Source organism: Variovorax sp. OK212, assembly GCF_900112425.1.
Classification (GTDB): Bacteria; Pseudomonadota; Gammaproteobacteria; order Burkholderiales; family Burkholderiaceae_C; genus Variovorax.
The window spans coordinates 269587-285902 of the sequence record NZ_FOLP01000006.1; the positions used below are offsets into that span (position 1 = coordinate 269587).

Genomic DNA, 16316 nt, shown 5'->3' on the forward strand with positions numbered 1-16316 from the left:
GAAGGGGCACGCACATGACCAAGATCGACTTCGACTGGAAGCCCCTGCTTCTCGCCCCCGTGCTCGCGCTCGTCGCGCTGCCGCTCACGGGCTCCTTCTCCACCTGGCTCACGCTCACCGTCGCGGGGCTGGCGATGGGCATGATCATCTTCATCATCGCCTCGGGCCTCACGCTGGTGTTCGGCCTGATGGACGTGCTGAACTTCGGCCACGGCGTGTTCATCGCGCTCGGTGCCTTCGTGGCCAGCAGCGTGCTCGGCCTGATGGGCGACTGGACCGGCTCGGGCGAGCTGTGGCGCAACCTGGTGGCGGTGTTCCCGGCCATGCTGGTCGCGATGCTCGTGGCCGGCGCGGTGGGCCTCGCGTTCGAGCGCTTCATCGTGCGGCCGGTGTACGGCCAGCACCTGAAGCAGATCCTCATCACGATGGGCGGCATGATCATCGGCGAGGAACTCATCAAGGTGATCTGGGGCCCGGCGCAGATTCCGCTGCCGCTGCCCGAGGCCTTGCGCGGCTCATTGCTGGTGGGCGACGCTGCCATCAGCAAGTACCGCCTGCTCGCGGTGGCCGTGGGCGTGGTGGTGTTCGGCGCGCTTGCCTGGACGCTGGGCCGCACCAAGATCGGCCTGCTGATTCGCGCCGGCGTTCAGGACCGCGAGATGGTCGAGTCGCTCGGCTACCGCATCGGCCGTCTGTTCGTGGGCGTGTTCGTGGTGGGCAGCGCGCTGGCCGGCCTGGGCGGCGTGATGTGGGGGCTGTTTCAGCAGAACCTGGTGCCGCAGATGGGCGCGCAGGTCAACGTGCTGATCTTCATCGTGATCATCATCGGCGGGCTGGGTTCGACGGGCGGGGCGCTCATCGGCGCGCTGCTGGTGGGCCTTATGACCAACTACATCGGCTTCCTGCTGCCGACCGTGACGCAGTTCGCGAGCATCCTGCTGATGGTGGCGGTGCTGCTGTGGCGCCCGCAGGGCGTGTACCCGGTGGCGAACCGTTGAAGAGGAAGACGCCATGTTCCTGAAACGACTTCTCTCCAACGACATGCCGCGCAGCCGCCTCCTGGCGCTGCTGCTGGTGGTGCTGTTCCTTGCGCTGGCCTTCGCGCCGTTCATCTTCCCGGGCGTGAAGGCGCTCAGCGTGGCGGCCAAGATCCTGGTGTTCGTGGTGCTGGTGGCCAGCTTCGACCTGCTGCTGGGCTACACCGGCATCGTGAGCTTCGCGCACACGATGTTCTTCGGCATCGGCGCCTACGGCATCGCCATCTCGGCCTCGCGGCTCGGGCCCAACTGGGGCGCGGTGCTGGTGGGGCTGGGCGCCTCGCTGCTGGTCTCGCTGGTGCTCTCGTTCGCCATCGGGCTGTTCTCGCTGCGGGTGCGCGCGATCTTCTTCGCGATGATCACGCTGGCCGTGGCCTCTGCGTTCCAGACGTTGGCCTCGCAGCTGTCGGACTTCACCGGCGGCGAAGACGGCCTGACCTTCAAGATGCCCGAGCTGATCTCGCCGAGCTTCGAGTTCTCCGAAGACCCGTTCCTGGGCGTGTCGCTCGACGGCCGGCTGCTGTGCTACTACCTGCTGTTCGTGGCGGCCGTGGTGCTGGTGTTGGCGCTGCTGCGCATCGTGAACTCGCCGTTCGGGCGCGTGCTGCAGGCCATTCGCGAGAACGAGTTCCGCGCCGAGGCCATCGGCTACCGCGTGGTGGTGTACCGCACCACCGCCGCGGTGCTGTCGGCGCTCTTCGCCACGCTGGCCGGCGCCATGCTGGCCATCTGGCTGCGCTACAACGGCCCCGACACCTCGCTGAGCTTCGAGATCATGATCGACGTGCTGTTGATCGTGGTGATCGGCGGCATGGGCACGATCTACGGCGCGGCCATCGGCGCGGTGCTGTTCGTGGTGGCGCAAAGCTACCTGCAGGACCTGCTGCGCGTGGGCAGCGAGGCCGCGAGCGGCTTGCCCTGGCTGGCCGCGCTGCTGTCGCCCGACCGCTGGCTGCTGTGGCTGGGCGTGCTGTTCGTGCTGTCCGTCTATTACTTCCCGACCGGCATCGTCGGCAAACTGCGAGCAAGGGCAGCGCGATGAGCGAGCACCACATTCCACTGTCCCGCTACGCGCAGCTCGCGGGCCGCGAAATCCACTGGCTCGAATGGGGCGCGGCCAATCCCCCTGACGCGCCTGACGCGCCTGACGCCCCCGTCGTCATCGCCTGGCACGGCCTCGCGCGCACCGGCCGCGACATGGACGAGCTGGCGCAGCACTTCGCCGCACGCGGCTTCCGCGTGATCTGCCCCGACACCCTCGGCCGCGGCCTGAGCCAGTGGAGCCCGCTGCCTGACGAGGAGTACACGCTGCGCTTCTATGCGCGCATGGCCGATGCGCTGTGCGACGAACTGGCGCTGGAACGCGTGCACTGGGTCGGCACGTCGATGGGCGGTGCCGTCGGCACGGTCTGCGCCTCGGGCCTGTTCGAGCCGCGCATGAAGGCGCGCATTGCGAGCCTGGTGCTCAACGACAACGCGCCCGAGCTGGCCCAGCCCGCCATCGAGCGCATCCGCGCCTACGCCGGCCAGCCGCCCGCGTTCGACACGGTGGCCGAGCTGGAGGCCTTCTTCCGCACGGTCTACAAGCCCTACGGCTGGCTCAGCGACGCGCAATGGCGCCGCCTGACAGAGAGCTCCACGCGCCGCCTGGCCGACGGCCGCGTCACGCCGCACTACGACCCGGCCATGGTCCGCCAGTTCAGCGCGCACGACAACGACTACCTGATCTGGCCGCACTACGACGCCATCGAGGTGCCCGTGCTGTGCCTGCGCGGCGCGGAGTCCGACCTGGTGCTGCCCGACGTGGTCGCGCAGATGCGCCTGCGCGGGCCCGGCGCGGCCGGCAGGCTGGAGGTGATCGAAGTGCCTGCCTGCGGTCACGCGCCCGCGCTGAACGTGCCCGAACAACTGGAGCCGATCGAAGGGTTTATCCGGGCGGCCGGCCGATGAAGCCGCGGCGGCGTGACAATCGCCGCCGCTCTCAACCACAAGGCCTCGAAAACCATGGCGCTCTCGATGTACGACCTGTCCGTGCCCGTCTTCACCCGCGGACTCGGCCAACTCACCCACCTGCTCGACAAGAGCCTGGCGCACGCCAAGGCCAACGGCATCGACCCGGCCACCCTGGTCGAGGCGCGCCTTGCGCCCGACATGCTCACGCTGGCCGGCCAGATCCAGCGCGCGAGCGACGCGTCGAAGCTGGGCACCGCGCGCATCGCGGGCATTGCCGCGCCGAGCTTCCCCGACGAGGAAAAGACCTGGGACGACCTGCTGGCGCGCATTGCGAAGACGCAGGACTTCCTCGCGACGGTGGACCGCGCGCTGATCGACGGCCAGGAAGAGCGCGCCGTGACCATCAAGGCGCGCGAAGGCGAGGCGCACTTCACCGCGCAGCGCTACCTGCTGCAGTTCGCGCTGCCCAACTTCTTCTTCCACGTGACCACGGCCTACGACGTGCTGCGCCACAGCGGCATTCCGATCGGCAAGATGGATTACCTCGGCAAGTTCTGACGGCCTGAATGTGCCGAGGCCCGGCGGCCTTCACGCCGCCGGGACAAACTTCAAATTGCCGTGACACATGCGCACGCACCGCGTGCGCCGCGAACAATCGCGCCAGGCTGCCGTCGGCCTGACACGAACGAGGTTTGCGATCATGAAGCACATGCTGTCCAGAAGGGCGTTCTCGGGGCTCGCCGCGGGGGCCTCCGCATTTGTTGCGGCCGCGGGTGGCGGCTGGCCGGTGGCCAGCGCCTTCGCTGCGTCGCCGGGCCTGCGCGACTACGGCAAGGCGCCCGAGTTCGCGGGCATCGACAAGTGGCTCAACTCGCAGCCGCTCACCCTGCAGGGCCTGGCCGGCAAAGTGGTGCTGGTCGACTTCTGGACCTACTCGTGCATCAACTGCATCCGCACGCTGCCGCACGTGGTGCGCTGGTACGAGAAGTACAAGGACCAGGGCTTCACGGTGGTGGGCGTGCATTCGCCCGAGTTCGCCTACGAGAAGCTCACGCGCAACGTGCAGGACGCGATCGAGCGCTTCAACATCCGCTACCCGGTGGCGCAGGACAACGCCTTCTCCACCTGGAAGGCCTACGACAACCAGTACTGGCCCGCGTTCTACCTGGTCGACAGCAAGGGGCAGGTGATGCGGCAGCACTTCGGCGAAGGGGAGTACGCCGAGATGGAAGCCGCGATCGAGGAGCTGCTGGCGCGCAAGTCGGCGGTGTGAGCGCCGCCGCGCGGGCGTGTCAAGGCTTGCGCGCAACCAGCGAATACATCAGCGGGATGCGCGGCATGCCTTCGGGCGGCGCCATGCGCCGACCGCCGATGTCGCGCATGCCCTCGAAGGGCTTCCAGCCGTTGGCGTACGGATATTCGTCGAGGCGCTCGATCACGAGACCGGCTTGCGACAGCGCGGTCGTCACCTGGCCCACGCCCCATGAGAACTCGAAACTCGGGTGTGGGTTGCTGAAGTTCTCGACGCCGCGCTCGCAGCCCTCGGGCACGAGGCCGTCGCCGGACTGCGCCACGTAGTCGCCCACGCCTTCTTCCGGCACGGGCGCGTCGTTGAAGTAGTCGAAGTGAAACTTCCACGACGGGTCGAACACCATCGCGAACGGATGGAAGTCGATGAAGACGAAGCGCCCGCCCGGCTTGAGCTGTTGCGACACGCCATGTGCCCATGCCGAAAGATCGGACAGCCAGCAGAGCGTGCCGTACGAGCAGAAGACGATGTCGTGCCGCTCACCGCGCGCCTGCGCATCGCGGAAGTGGTCGTAGACATCCGAGCGCACAAAGCGCGCGGAAATGTCCGACTGCGCCGCGAGCTGCGTCGCGAAGGCAATGGCTTCGTCGGAAATGTCCACGCCCGTGACCGCCGCGCCCAGACGCGCGATGCTCAGGCTGTCCTGCCCGGCGTTGCATTGCAAATGCAGCACCGACAGGCCCTTCACGTCGCCAAGCAGCGCGGTTTCTTCGGGGAACAGCGTTGATCCGCCGTTGCGGAAGAACGCGGCCTGGTCGCCCTTGTGGCTGTTGTGCGCGACGGTGGCCGCATTCCACGACAGCCGGTTGGCTTCGTGCAGTTCTTTTTTCATGGCGAGGTTGTTTGCGTGGGCCAGCCCGCCAGGTTGCGTTCGGCAATGCCCGCGAGCGCGGTGATCCATGCCGGGCTGTCGTTGAGGCAGGGGATGTAGCTGAAGGCCTGGCCGCCGGCGTGCATGAAAGCCTCGCGGCCTTCCATCGCAATTTCTTCGAGCGTCTCGAGGCAGTCGGCCGGGAAGCCGGGGCACACCACGTCGACGCGTTTCACGCCCGAGGCGCCGAGCTCGCGCAGCGTGGGCTCGGTGTAGGGCTCGAGCCATTTGGCGCGGCCGAAGCGCGACTGGAAGGTCACGCGGTGCTGCGCTGCCGACAGGCCCAACCGCGCCGCGAGCAGGCGCGCGGTTTCGAGGCACTGCGCCTGGTACGGATCGCCCAGCGCGATGTTGCGCGCGGGAATGCCGTGGAAGCTCATCAGCAGCACCTCGCCGCGGCCTTCGGTCTTCCAGTGCTTCTCGATGCCCTGGGCCAGCGCGTCGATGTACGCCGGGTCGTCGTGGTAGTCGTTGACGAAGCGGAACTCCGGCAGCCGGCGCTGCTTGCGGCTCCAGTCGTTCACCGCGTCGATCACGCTGGCGGTGGTGGTGGCCGAGTACTGCGGGTAGGCCTGCAGCACCAGCACGCGCGTGGCGCCTTCGGCCTGCAGTGCGTCGAGGCGAGAGGCGATCGACGGGTTGGCGTAGCGCATCGCGTCGCGCACGGTGACGCGGTGGCCGCGCTCGCCGAGCCAGCCGGCCAGCAGCGTGGCCTGCTTCTGCGTGAACACTTTCAGCGGCGAGCCTTCGGCCGTCCAGATGCTCGCGTACTTCGCGGCCGACTTGGCCGGGCGCGTGCGCAGGATGATGCCGTGCAGGATCAGCGCCCAGATCGCCTTGGGAATCTCGACCACGCGCGGGTCGCCCAGGAAGTCGGCGAGGTAGGGGCGCACCGCGGCGGCGGTGGGGGCATCGGGCGAGCCGAGGTTGCACCACAGCACGGCGGCGGGTGTGCGCCGGGTGGTCTGAGGGGTACTCGGCACAGCGTTCTCGGGGGTGGAGGGCATGCGATATTCTCGGGCATGACTTCCGCTTCCCCGGCGCCCGCAGACTTCGCGCCCCTCGACCTGAAACGCATCTCGGCGATCTCGCTGGACCTCGATGACACCCTCTGGCCGATCTGGCCGACCATCGAACGCGCCGAAGGCGTGCTGCAGGCCTGGCTCCTGCGCGAGGCGCCCAAGACGGCCTCGCTGCTGCTGACCCCGGGCATCCTGCGCGAGCTGCGCGAAGCGACCGCCAAGGAACGCTCCGACCTCGCGCACGACCTGAGCGCGCTGCGCCGCGAATCGATTCGCACCGCGCTCAGGCGCGCGGGCGAAGACCCGGCGCTGGCCGACCCGGCCTTCGACGCTTTCTTCGAGGAACGCCAGCGCGTCACGCTGTACGACGACGCGCTGCCCGCGCTCAAGTGGCTCAGCGAACGCTACCCGCTGGTGGCGGTGTCCAACGGCAATGCCGACATCCACCGCACCGGCGTCGGCCGCTGGTTTCGCACCGCGTTCAACGCACGCGCGTTCGGCAGCGGCAAGCCGCAGGCGCCGATCTTCCGCGCGGCGGCCGCCTCGGTCGGCCTGCTGCCGAAGGACGTGCTGCACGTGGGCGACGACGCCGAGCTCGACGTGGTCGGCGCGCTCAACGCCGGCATGCAGGCGGCGTGGCTGGTGCGCGACGAGCGGCCGTGGGTGCACGGCGCGCGGCCGCAGCTGATCGTGCCCAACCTGCACGCGCTGTGCGTGGCGCTGGGCGCCTGAGCTTCAGTCGACGCTCACTTGAAGACCGGCCGGAAGAAGCTGCGTTCGTAGCTGACGATGCAGCGGGTTTCTTCCGCATAGCGGAAAGCGGCCTGGCACTCGGCGTCCTGCATCGAGTCGATGCGGTACTGCTCGTAGGCGGCCAGGCTGGGGAAGGTGAACATCGCCAGCGCCACGTTGTTGCTGCCTTCCGACGGCAGGAAGTAGCCGTGGTGCTGCCCGCCGAACTTCTCGACCAGCGGGATCCAGAGCTTGCCGTAGTGCTCGAATTCCTTGAGCTTGTAGGCGTCGACGATGTAGCGCAGGTAGCAGGTGACCATGGGGTGTTCGGGCTTGCTTTTGGGGTTTATCGGCACGGGATCTGCGGCGATCCGCGGGGCTGACTATAGTTTCAGCCCGACCCCCGGCTTCAACCGCAGCGGCCCGCGCCGCGCAGGACACCCCAAGTGCATTTCTCCAACTGGCTCATCTTCTGCGGCGTGACCTTGCTGGTCGCGTTCACCCCCGGTCCCGCGGTGCTGCTCGCCGTGTCGAACTCGATGGCCGTGGGCCCGCGCCGCGCAATGATCAGTTCGCTGGGCAACGCGATGGGCCTGTTCATGGTGTCCGCCGCCGCAATGGCCGGCCTGGGCGTGGTGCTCTCCACCTCGGCCCATGCCTTCATGGTGCTCAAGGTGGCCGGCGCGGCCTACCTGATCTACCTGGGCATCAAGCAATGGCGCAGCCAGGGCAGCGTGTTCGCCGACCTGCAGGGCTCGCCGACGGGCGCGGCGCCGCGCTCGAGCTGGCGGCTGTTCGGGCATGGCCTGACGGTGGCGCTGACCAACCCCAAGGGCATTCTTTTCTTCTCGGCGCTGTTCCCGCAGTTCCTCACGCAGGACGCGCCCATCCTCACGCAGTTCGCGGTGCTGACGACCACCTTCGCCATGGCCTCGGTGCTGTCGCACGCGTTCTACGTGCTGCTGGCGCGGCTGCTGCGCAAGCAACTGTCGGACCCGCGGCGCACGCGGCTGTTCAACAAGGTGTCGGGCGGCGCGTTCGTGCTGCTGGGGCTGAGCCTGCTGCGTCTGCGCAACAAGACGGCCTGAACGGACTGAAAAGCCTGACCGGCCTGAAGTTCTGGCGCTTCAGTCGAGCGCGAACTGTTCGCGCAGCGCTGCGCAGAAAGACTCGGTGCCGCTCAGGGAGAGCGTGACGGTGTCGAAGCGCGGGTTGTCCTCGCGCGTTTCCTGCAGGTCGAAATCCCAGGTCGCGCCTTCGTCGAGCGCGCCGCGCGCATGCGGGAACGTGGCTTCGGCCCAGGCCAGCACTTGCGCGATCTCGGCCTGCACCTCGGGTGTCTTGTCGGGCGGGGTCGAGGCCATCGCGTCGAAGGTGCCGTGGCCTTCGGTGTCTTCGCTGTAGTCGAAGTCGAGGTAGCGCAGTTCGGTCGTCATGGGGTCAATGCCTTGGCAATGCGTTGGGGGACTCCCTGGCTGCGGCTAACGGGCAGCGCGCTGATACGCTGGGCGACTTCATTGGTGAACAGCTTGCTGCGCAGGATCGACGCGACACGTACAGTTTGTTTGGCAATACGCCGACGATGGAGTTTGGCTTGAAACCTGGCGGAGGCACTGGGCTCAAGGTTTCGGCGTCAACTGTTGATGCGTGGAGCGACGATGTACAGGCGGGTATCAGTGCTGCGGCAAGTCGACTCAACGCTGCTGAGCAAATCGCTTTCAACAATTCGTCTACCAACGCAGTAGACAACCTTGAGATTGCACGAGGGCGAGAAGACGGGACGGTCATAAGCGACGCGGGTTACAGCCTGGGTGCTATCGACGACAGGCCACTTCTCTTGGCCGATGTTGGCGCGGGCCGAGGTCGGGGGAGCGATGTACTGCGTACAGATCGCCCGCAGAGGTACGGAAGGCCAGCCCCATACGGGTTCGACGAGCCAGGTGCGTTCGTTGATGCGACTCGACAGGCCGTCGCGAACCCACCGCCGGGAACGTCTAACTATGCCACCGACGAACTTCGAACGAAGTATTCCTCCGTGTTTGCTGAGATGAGAAAAGCAGGGATCGGCACGACGGTGTTTGGGACGGCGTCTGCGGACGGCTTTATCAATAACAGTTACGACATTACCAGCTATCCCGAGGAATCTCTCAACAATACTTCCTCGATTACTTATCACAAGTATGGCCTGCTGACTTATTTGGGCCCAGTGGACATTGAGCGTGGAATTACCAAAGACTGGGTTGTCAAAAATGTACTGGAGGATCGATACAGTTACCCGAGAGAGGGCATCGTTCCTGGTCCTGCGAATTTCGATGGCAAGAGCCAAGTCTACGCTGTCGCGCCTTTAAGAGCCACTGCCGAAAATCTTGCTGATCCACGAGCCTATACTTATCCCATTGGAGTGATTGAGCAGGCGCGAGTGCCGGATGGCGTCTTGAACATCACGACGGATGACCATCAGGTTTATCCTGGAACAATTCGTCGAACAGTGGTTGAGGTTGATGGAGGTCTTTTTATCTATACCAGCGGCGCTGGAGAAAACAGAATGAACAACACAGGTTCGGGAACCTATCCGGGTTTGGGTCAGGGAGCTAGGGAAGCAACGGTTGCCAGGGATGCGGCCCAGTACGGCTTTGCGTTCGGGAACGACAAGTTCGGCACCATGGCTTTCAAGGCGTTGGATCAGCAAGCTGTGCAGTATGTGAACAGCGTCAGAAATACAAAACGGTGATGGCATCAGCACGATTTTTATCAACCATGCTGCTGTCGATGGCGGCTTTTTTTGTATCAGTTATGACATACGCTCAAGGGGATGGACTTGCCGTTGCGGAAAGATTGGTTCGCGCTATGCGGACAGACAAGTCTGCAATAAAAGGCACGCTCGTTGCGTATCTGAAGAAGCCGGATGCAGCAGGCACGGTCGAATTAACAGATGGGCAACGGCGAGACTTCCTTCGCTGCCTGGAAGAGACGGATACGCCGTTAATTGTTCACGCATTGGCCAATGTACTTGTGCGACAGTTATCCTTGGCCGAAATGGAAGAGGCGCTTGTGTTCTACAACAGTTCCGCTGGGAGGCAACAGGTGGAACGAGAGCAGGGCGAAGTCCAAAGGATGCTTGGCTACGAACTTGCTAAGGTAAGCCCTGCAATGTCCGGGCGGGGAAAAGTAAGCCTAGACCGATTCAGAAGAACGTCAGCCTATGCCAAGCTGCAAGAGTTTCCGGCGCAGGTCAACGCGACGCGTGAGACCAGAATGGAAATCTACCAGGACAGTCAATTGGCTGCGGCTGCTTGTTCTCGAACTGTCGGTTTGGCGCGATAGCCGCAGGCGTCGGTACCAGCAGGTGTCGTGTGCCGTACGAAGGGAGCGTCTGGGTGTCGTGCGTGCGCTACGTGATATTGGTGTCTCTAAAGAAGGGCGCAGAGCGTTTTTTAATGGCGAAACCGTTCAATTTGGCAATGCGTTCGCAGCCGCCAGCCCGCTGAGCACGGCGCCTTCGAGCGTGGCGGGGTAGGGGCCTTCGGTGTAGTCGCCGCAGGCTTGCAGGCCGGGGGCGATGGTCGAGGACGGTCTGGCCAGCCCGGGCGTGCACGCGAAGGTGGCGCGCTTCTCGACCACGGTCTGCACGAGCTGCAAATTCTTCTGGCCTAGCTGGGCAGCGGCTTGCGCGATCACCTGTTCTTCCAGCACTTCGCGCGATGCCTCGTTGGCGCTGATGACCATCGCCAGCACGCCCTGCATGCCGCCGAGCTGGCCGCGGTCGAACGCGAACTGCGCGGGCGCCGTGGCCGGATGGCTGCGCAGCGCGAGCATCGGTTCGGCGAGCGGCGAGGCGCCGCGCACGTAGACGGTGGCAATGGCTTCGAAGCGCAAGGCTTCGGTGGTCTTGCACCAATCGTCTGCGGGCAGGCCCGACGCGCCGACCAGGCGCGCCGCGTCCCACGGGGCGCAGGCCAGCACCACCTGGTCGAAGACGTCCTCGTCGACCCGCCATTGCCCGGCCTCGGGCGAAATCGCACGCACGCGCGCGCCGATGCGCACGGCGGCGCGATGCGCCGTCAGCCATCGGATCGCCGCGTCGGGCAGCAGCGCGCCGAGGTCGGCGCGCGGCAGCAGCAGGTCGGCACCGCCGCTGCCGCTGAACAGCGCGTCGTTCAGCACGCGCAGGAAGACCCGGCCGCTCGATAGCCCGACGGGTGTGTTGAGCGCGGAGACGCACAGCGGCTCGATCAGCTCCTGCATCACGCGCGGCGAAAGGCCGGCGCACAGCTCGGCAACCGTGGTGGTGCCGGCGCAGCGAAAGCCCGCGAGCCGCCACCGGATGGCGGTGCGCAGCAGCGACGACTTGTCGCGCCAGGTCCAGCCGCGCGCCGTGAAGATGCCCGCGAGCAGGTCGAACGGCGCCGGCAGCCGCGGCAGCTTGAGCCCGCCGCCGTCGGCAAAGCGCAGCGAGAGCGGCAGCCGCAGCAGCGCGCTGTCGACATCCACGCCGACGTCGCGCATGAGCTTCAACGTGGCGGTGTACGCGCCGATCAGGATGTGCTGGCCGTTGTCCAGTGCCATGCCGTGCATGTTGTCGACGCGGCGCGCCCGGCCGCCCGGCATGGGAGCGGCTTCGAACAGGGTGACGGCATGGCCCAGGCGCGTGGCCTCGACCGCGCAGGCCAGGCCGGCCCAGCCGGCGCCGATGACGGCAATTCTTTTCATCGAAAGTCGCGCGGGACCCGGATCCGATCGCCGTACGGGTGCAGGTCGTCGTCCGGCTTCTCGCAGCGAACGAAACACCTGTGCGTGAGCAGCTCGATGCGCTCGGCGAGCGTCAGGTCATATTCGGAGGCGGGCAGTCCCGGCGCGGACAGGTCATGCTTGCCATCGGCATTGAAGATCAGCTCGTCGCCGAGGACGTGGTCGCACCGGAAGGTGGTTCTCCATTGCGAATTGGACCCCCAGCCGTCCGACAGGTCCGAAGTGCGGCGGTACCTGCGCTGGCATGCCCAATGGAGCGTCGAGGACGTCGCGATCTCGGGCTGCAGCGCGCCGAAGGCACAGCTGACCGCAACCCCCGCGCGCGAGAACATCATCGTTCCGAGCATCAGCGTGGGCCAGTCGACCCTTGTCAATTCGATGCGCTTGCGCCGGGAAGAGCGCACTCGTTCTTCGGTGACTTCGACGATTTCGTGGAAGAACGGTGAGTACTCGGTCTCGTCTGCGATGCGGCAACCCAGCCCGGTCATGAATGCCTGGTAATCCGGCAGCGTCAGGGCGGGACCTTCCCAGCCTTCGCCGCTCTGGAATGCCAGCAGCAGGAGCTGGTTGACGCGCGACAGCGCATAGAGTCGCCACGAGTCTTCGATGACGATGGGTTCCGCAAACGAACGGCTCCCAAATGCCTGGAGCCATTCACGCTCCTGCGCGTGGGTCTGGAGCCACGGCTGAAGCAGCGTCTGGAATACGTCTTCCGCGGGGCTGCTTTGGTTGAGCGCATCGAACAATTGCCGATACGGTAGTTGGCACGGATCCATGAGCGCGGAAGCTAGATCCGCCCGAGCGCCTGAACCTTCCAAGCCAGCCACAGCTTGCGAACGGGCGTGAGGCTCACGCGCTGGTTCAGCACCTGGAAGTCGTCGCGTTCGATCTCGCGCAGCAGCGTGCGGTAGATGCTGGCCATCATCAGGCCGGGCTTCTGCGTGCGGCGGTCGGCCAGCGGGAGCAGGGACAGGGCTTCGTCGTAGGCCGTATGGGCACGCGCGGCCTGGAACTTCATGAGCGCCACGAAGCGCTCGGAGTGCACGCGGTTCAGGATCTCGTGCGCCTTCACGTCGAACTTCTGCAGCTCGTTCACCGGCAGGTAGATGCGCCCGCGCAGCGCGTCTTCGCCCACGTCGCGCAGGATGTTGGTGAGCTGCAGCGCCAGGCCCAGCTTGTGGGCGTAGGCGGTGGTCTGCGGGTCGGTCTGGCCGAAGATGCGCGCCGCGACTTCGCCCACCACGCCGGCCACCAGGTGGCAGTAGCGCGCGAGGCCGGGAAAGTCGAGATAGCGGGTCTGGTCCAGGTCCATCTGGCAGCCGTCGATCACCTCGTGAAGCTGGCGCGCCTCGATGCCGTAGGCGGCGGCGTGCGGCATCAGCGCCTGCATCACGGGGTGGCGCGGGGTGCCGGCAAAGGCCTGGGCCACCTCGGTGCGCCACCAGGCGAGCTTGGTGGCGGCCACGCCGGGGTCGGTGACCTCGTCGACCACGTCGTCGACTTCACGGCAGAACGCGTAGAAGGCCGTGATCGCGGCGCGGCGCGGCTTGGGAAGAAACAGGAAGGCGTAATAGAAACTGCTGCCCGAGGCGGCGGCCTTGTCTTGCACGTATTGCTCGGGGGTCATCGGGGAGGCGCTGCTTTCATGGGCCGCCATTGTCTCCGCATCCGCATGGCCTTCCAGAGCAGCACGGGCGCGTCGAACTTGCCGACGGTGGGGCGTTGAGAGAAGGTGTCGAAGCCCAGGTCGTCGATCTTGTCGAGGATGCGCAGGCCGCCCTGCACGACCAGGCGCAGCTCCCAGCCCATGCGGCCCGGCAGCCGGTGCACCAGGGGCGCGCCCTCTGTCATGAGCTCGCGCGCCCAGTGCGACACGATTGCTATCAAATTGATAGCTTCCTGCGGAGGCGGGGCGTGCGAGAGCGGCTCGAATACCTTGAAATTCTCGGGACCGAGCCTGCGCCGGGCGCAGTCGGTCAGCGGAAAGTAGAAGCGCCCGCGCGGCAGGTCGACGCTCGGGTCCTGCCAGAAGTTGATGAGCTGCAGCGCGCTGCAGATGGCGTCGCTCTGCGCCAGCGCTTCGGCGTCGTGCACGTCGTAGAGATGCAGCAGCAGCCGGCCGATGGGGTTGGCGGAGCGGCGGCAGTAGTCGAGCAGCTCGGCCCGGTCGGCGTAGGTGCCGCGGTCGCGCGTTTTCTCGATGTCCTGCATGAAGGCGCTCAGCAGGTCGGCCAGAAGGTCTTCGGGCAGGCCGTGGCGGGCGATGCTGTATGCGAGCGGGCCGAACACGTGCGGCCAGCGCGAGCCGGGGAGGGCTTGGCCCTGCGCGGCGGCGGCGAGCTCCTCGCGGTAGGCGCGCAGCTCGGCCAGGCGCTCGCCGGGCGAGGCGCTGCCTTCGTCGGCGATGTCGTCGGCGGTGCGTGCGAAATGGTAGATCGCGGCGATGGGCGGGCGCAGGTGCGGCGGGCACAGCCACGAGGCGACCGGAAAGTTCTCGTAATGCGCCGGCGGGGCGGCAAGGTGGGGGGGAGTGGCGGACACGCGACGATTGTCAGCGACGAGGCGGTGCCCCGGCACTATGCTCGCAGCCTTGCCACTAAGAACTTCCGCTTCATGAAAGCATCCGCTGCGGCCTCCGGATCCCAGGTTTCATCGGCGTACGGCGAGGCGGCGCACCCGGCGGGGCCCACGCTCATGATCGCGGCGCTCGGCGTGGTGTTCGGCGACATCGGCACGTCGCCGCTCTATGCCTTCAAGGAGACGATGAATCCCGAGCACGGCATCGCGTTCTCGCCCGATTCGGTGCTGGGGCTGCTCTCGCTGATCTTCTGGGGGCTGATGTTCGTGGTGACGTTGAAGTACGTGGTGTTCGTGCTGCGCGCCGACCACGACGGCGAAGGCGGCATCCTGGCGCTGCAGGCGCTGGCCCGCAGCGCGGTGGCCGGGCCCAGGACGAAGCCGTGGGTCTGGAACGCGATCGGCCTGCTGGGCCTGGTGGGCGCGGCCATGTTCTACGGCGACAGCCTGATCACGCCGGCCATCTCGGTGCTGTCGGCGGTCGAGGGGCTGGAGGTGCAGGCGCCGGTGTTGCAGCGCGCGGTGCTGCCGATCACCGTGGTGATCTTGATCGCGCTGTTCGCGGTGCAGAAGAAGGGCACGGGCGTGGTCGGCAAGGTGTTCGGGCCCGTCATGCTGCTGTGGTTCCTGGTGCTGGCGGTGGCCGGGCTGTGGCAGGTGCTGCAGCAGCCGCAGGTGCTGGTGGCGCTCGACCCGCGCCGGGCGGTGGGCTTCCTGTTCGAGCACCGGGCGCAGTCGCTGGCGGTGCTGGGCGCGGTGTTCCTGGCGTTCACGGGCGGCGAGGCGCTGTATGCCGACATGGGGCACTTCGGCGCCAAGCCGATCCGCCTGGCGTGGCTCTTCATCGCGCTGCCGGGGCTGGTGCTGAATTACTTCGGGCAGGGCGCACTGGTGCTGGGCAACCCGGCGGCCATCGACAACCCGTTCTTCCGGCTCTTTCCGTCCTGGGGCGTGCTGCCGATGGTGGTGCTGGCCGCCATGGCGACGGTGATCGCCTCGCAGGCGGTGATTTCGGGTGCGTTCTCGCTCACGGCGCACGCCATGCGCATGGGCTACCTGCCGCGCATGCGGGTGATCCAGACCTCGGGCACGGCCATCGGGCAGATCTACGTGCCGACCGTGAACTGGCTGCTGATGGTGGGCGTGCTGCTGCTGGTGCTGGGCTTTCGCAGCTCGGGCGCGCTGTCGGCCGCGTACGGCATTGCGGTGTCGATCACGATGGTGACGACCACGCTGCTGGCCGGCATCGTGGCCTGGGGGCTGTGGCGCTGGAACAAGGTGGCGGTGGCGGTCGGCGTGGCCGCCTTCGCGGTGGTCGACCTGACCTTCGTGCTCGCCAACAGCCTGAAGATCGCCGAGGGCGGCTGGCTCACACTGGCCGTGGCGGCGGGGGTGATGGTGCTCTTCACCACCTGGGCCAAGGGGCGCCGGCTCGGGCTGGAGGCCGCCGCGGCCGAGAGCCTGCCGCTGCGGCCCTTCATCGAGTCGCTGGCGCAGCACATGCCGCACCGGGTGAGCGGCACGGCGGTGTTCCTGAACCCCGACGCCACCGCGGTGCCGCATGCGCTGCTGCACAACCTCAAGCACAACCAGGTGCTGCACGAGCAGGTGATCGTGCTGCGCGTGCTGGCCTGCGACACGCCGCGCGTGGACGCGCGCATCCGCATCGAGGCCGAGCAGCTGATGGAAGGCATCTGGGTGGTCACGGCGCGCCACGGCTTCATGGAGCGGCCCGACGTGCCGGAGTTCATCCGCATCCTGGCGTACCAGAAGACGCTGGCCATCGACTCGATGAAGACCTCGTACTTCGTCTCGCGCGCCTCGGTGGGCGAGGAAAACCTGCCGGGGCTGAACCCGATCCGGCGGGCGCTGTTCGGCTCGCTGCAGCGCAACGCGGGGCGGGCGTCGGACTACTTCGAACTGCCAGACAACCGGCTGGTGGAGATGGGCCAGCGCACCTGATCCAGGGGTGTTTCGGCGGGCCGGACCGGCCCTAGTGACCGGCGGGTCATTGACAGTGTTTAACGTTTACCCTAGATTACTAACCAGTGGGTCAGTAATGATCC

General features: G+C 66.7%; 18 protein-coding genes. 10 read left to right on the plus strand and 8 right to left on the minus strand.

Features of this window, described 5'->3' with window-relative positions; genetic code table 11:
• The first annotated feature begins 14 nt into the window (after nt 1-14).
• From BM004_RS20145 to BM004_RS20165, 5 genes are all read left to right on the plus strand, one after another.
• Nucleotides 15-998, plus strand: coding sequence for a branched-chain amino acid ABC transporter permease (locus tag BM004_RS20145; protein ID WP_093216123.1), 984 nt, complete (start codon nt 15-17; stop codon nt 996-998).
• Nucleotides 999-1011: 13 nt separating this feature from the next.
• Nucleotides 1012-2079 (plus strand): branched-chain amino acid ABC transporter permease, encoded by a 1068-nt coding sequence (locus tag BM004_RS20150; RefSeq protein ID WP_093216125.1) that lies wholly within the window; start codon nt 1012-1014, stop codon nt 2077-2079.
• Nucleotides 2076-2987 (plus strand): alpha/beta fold hydrolase, encoded by a 912-nt coding sequence (locus BM004_RS20155; protein ID WP_093216128.1) that lies wholly within the window; start codon nt 2076-2078, stop codon nt 2985-2987. The genes BM004_RS20150 and BM004_RS20155 overlap by 4 nt, the downstream gene beginning before the upstream one ends.
• A gap of 54 nt (nt 2988-3041) precedes the next feature.
• Nucleotides 3042-3548, plus strand: coding sequence for a DUF1993 domain-containing protein (locus BM004_RS20160; RefSeq protein ID WP_093216362.1), 507 nt, complete (start codon nt 3042-3044; stop codon nt 3546-3548).
• 142 nt (nt 3549-3690) lie between these two features.
• Nucleotides 3691-4263, plus strand: coding sequence for a thioredoxin family protein (locus BM004_RS20165; protein ID WP_093216365.1), 573 nt, complete (start codon nt 3691-3693; stop codon nt 4261-4263).
• A gap of 19 nt (nt 4264-4282) precedes the next feature.
• Here BM004_RS20165 and BM004_RS20170 read toward each other — a convergent pair whose 3' ends face one another.
• Together BM004_RS20170 and hemH are read right to left on the minus strand one after the other, a co-directional pair.
• Nucleotides 4283-5131: a class I SAM-dependent methyltransferase gene (locus BM004_RS20170; RefSeq protein ID WP_093216130.1), complete on the minus strand. Its 849-nt coding sequence runs from the start codon at nt 5129-5131 to the stop codon at nt 4283-4285.
• Nucleotides 5128-6177 carry a ferrochelatase gene (hemH, locus tag BM004_RS20175; RefSeq protein WP_093129794.1) on the minus strand — a complete coding sequence of 350 codons (1050 nt, stop codon included), beginning with the start codon at nt 6175-6177 and terminating at the stop codon, nt 5128-5130. Before hemH ends, BM004_RS20170 begins: the two co-directional genes overlap by 4 nt.
• A 15-nt stretch (nt 6178-6192) precedes the next feature.
• On the opposite strand from hemH, the gene BM004_RS20180 reads away from it, so the two are divergent.
• On the plus strand, nt 6193-6924 hold the full coding sequence (locus BM004_RS20180; protein WP_093129795.1) for an HAD family hydrolase: 732 nt from the start codon (nt 6193-6195) through the stop codon (nt 6922-6924).
• Nucleotides 6925-6938: 14 nt separating this feature from the next.
• Here the strand turns inward: BM004_RS20180 and BM004_RS20185 are convergent, their stop codons facing one another.
• Nucleotides 6939-7244, minus strand: coding sequence for an NIPSNAP family protein (locus BM004_RS20185; RefSeq protein ID WP_093216133.1), 306 nt, complete (start codon nt 7242-7244; stop codon nt 6939-6941).
• A 126-nt stretch (nt 7245-7370) separates the two neighbouring features.
• On the opposite strand from BM004_RS20185, the gene BM004_RS20190 reads away from it, so the two are divergent.
• Nucleotides 7371-8012: a LysE family translocator gene (locus tag BM004_RS20190; RefSeq protein ID WP_093216136.1), complete on the plus strand. Its 642-nt coding sequence runs from the start codon at nt 7371-7373 to the stop codon at nt 8010-8012.
• A 39-nt stretch (nt 8013-8051) separates the two neighbouring features.
• Here the strand turns inward: BM004_RS20190 and BM004_RS20195 are convergent, their stop codons facing one another.
• A complete protein-coding gene (locus tag BM004_RS20195) occupies nt 8052-8360 on the minus strand; it encodes a hypothetical protein (RefSeq protein WP_093129798.1) in 309 nt (102 codons plus the stop codon).
• Between the two features lie 23 nt (nt 8361-8383).
• Between BM004_RS20195 and BM004_RS40695 the strand changes: the two genes are divergently transcribed.
• Together BM004_RS40695 and BM004_RS40700 are read left to right on the plus strand one after the other, a co-directional pair.
• Nucleotides 8384-9655 carry a hypothetical protein gene (locus tag BM004_RS40695; protein ID WP_143072456.1) on the plus strand — a complete coding sequence of 424 codons (1272 nt, stop codon included), beginning with the start codon at nt 8384-8386 and terminating at the stop codon, nt 9653-9655.
• A 26-nt stretch (nt 9656-9681) separates the two neighbouring features.
• Nucleotides 9682-10248, plus strand: coding sequence for a hypothetical protein (locus BM004_RS40700; protein WP_143072457.1), 567 nt, complete (start codon nt 9682-9684; stop codon nt 10246-10248).
• Between the two features lie 126 nt (nt 10249-10374).
• Here BM004_RS40700 and hpnE read toward each other — a convergent pair whose 3' ends face one another.
• Genes hpnE through hpnC form a run of 4 tightly spaced genes read right to left on the minus strand, consistent with a single transcriptional unit; the run spans nt 10375 to nt 14214 of the window.
• The gene (gene hpnE / locus BM004_RS20200) at nt 10375-11634 is read right to left on the minus strand and encodes a hydroxysqualene dehydroxylase HpnE (protein WP_093216138.1); all 1260 of its coding nucleotides are present in this window, start codon (nt 11632-11634) and stop codon (nt 10375-10377) included.
• Complete coding sequence (locus BM004_RS20205) at nt 11631-12419, minus strand: hypothetical protein (RefSeq protein ID WP_143072458.1); 789 nt, start codon at nt 12417-12419, stop codon at nt 11631-11633. Before BM004_RS20205 ends, hpnE begins: the two co-directional genes overlap by 4 nt.
• Nucleotides 12420-12460: 41 nt before the next feature.
• Nucleotides 12461-13300 (minus strand): presqualene diphosphate synthase HpnD, encoded by an 840-nt coding sequence (hpnD, locus tag BM004_RS20210; RefSeq protein ID WP_093216143.1) that lies wholly within the window; start codon nt 13298-13300, stop codon nt 12461-12463.
• Nucleotides 13297-14214 (minus strand): squalene synthase HpnC, encoded by a 918-nt coding sequence (gene hpnC, locus BM004_RS20215; RefSeq protein ID WP_093216146.1) that lies wholly within the window; start codon nt 14212-14214, stop codon nt 13297-13299. Before hpnC ends, hpnD begins: the two co-directional genes overlap by 4 nt.
• 153 nt (nt 14215-14367) lie before the next feature.
• Between hpnC and BM004_RS20220 the strand changes: the two genes are divergently transcribed.
• Nucleotides 14368-16212, plus strand: a complete 1845-nt coding sequence (locus tag BM004_RS20220; protein ID WP_093129801.1) for a potassium transporter Kup — start codon at nt 14368-14370, stop codon at nt 16210-16212.
• The last annotated feature ends 104 nt before the right edge of the window (nt 16213-16316 follow it).

Coding starts and splice junctions, on each gene's coding strand:
- BM004_RS20145 (WP_093216123.1), top strand. CDS start 15: ATGACCAAGATCGACTTCGACTGGAAGCCCCTGCTTCTCGCCCCCGTG.
- BM004_RS20150 (WP_093216125.1), top strand. CDS start 1,012: ATGTTCCTGAAACGACTTCTCTCCAACGACATGCCGCGCAGCCGCCTC.
- BM004_RS20155 (WP_093216128.1), top strand. CDS start 2,076: ATGAGCGAGCACCACATTCCACTGTCCCGCTACGCGCAGCTCGCGGGC.
- BM004_RS20160 (WP_093216362.1), top strand. CDS start 3,042: ATGGCGCTCTCGATGTACGACCTGTCCGTGCCCGTCTTCACCCGCGGA.
- BM004_RS20165 (WP_093216365.1), top strand. CDS start 3,691: ATGAAGCACATGCTGTCCAGAAGGGCGTTCTCGGGGCTCGCCGCGGGG.
- BM004_RS20170 (WP_093216130.1), bottom strand. CDS start 5,131: ATGAAAAAAGAACTGCACGAAGCCAACCGGCTGTCGTGGAATGCGGCC.
- hemH (WP_093129794.1), bottom strand. CDS start 6,177: ATGCCCTCCACCCCCGAGAACGCTGTGCCGAGTACCCCTCAGACCACC.
- BM004_RS20180 (WP_093129795.1), top strand. CDS start 6,193: ATGACTTCCGCTTCCCCGGCGCCCGCAGACTTCGCGCCCCTCGACCTG.
- BM004_RS20185 (WP_093216133.1), bottom strand. CDS start 7,244: ATGGTCACCTGCTACCTGCGCTACATCGTCGACGCCTACAAGCTCAAG.
- BM004_RS20195 (WP_093129798.1), bottom strand. CDS start 8,360: ATGACGACCGAACTGCGCTACCTCGACTTCGACTACAGCGAAGACACC.
- BM004_RS40700 (WP_143072457.1), top strand. CDS start 9,682: ATGCTGCTGTCGATGGCGGCTTTTTTTGTATCAGTTATGACATACGCT.
- hpnE (WP_093216138.1), bottom strand. CDS start 11,634: ATGAAAAGAATTGCCGTCATCGGCGCCGGCTGGGCCGGCCTGGCCTGC.
- hpnD (WP_093216143.1), bottom strand. CDS start 13,300: ATGACCCCCGAGCAATACGTGCAAGACAAGGCCGCCGCCTCGGGCAGC.
- BM004_RS20220 (WP_093129801.1), top strand. CDS start 14,368: ATGATCGCGGCGCTCGGCGTGGTGTTCGGCGACATCGGCACGTCGCCG.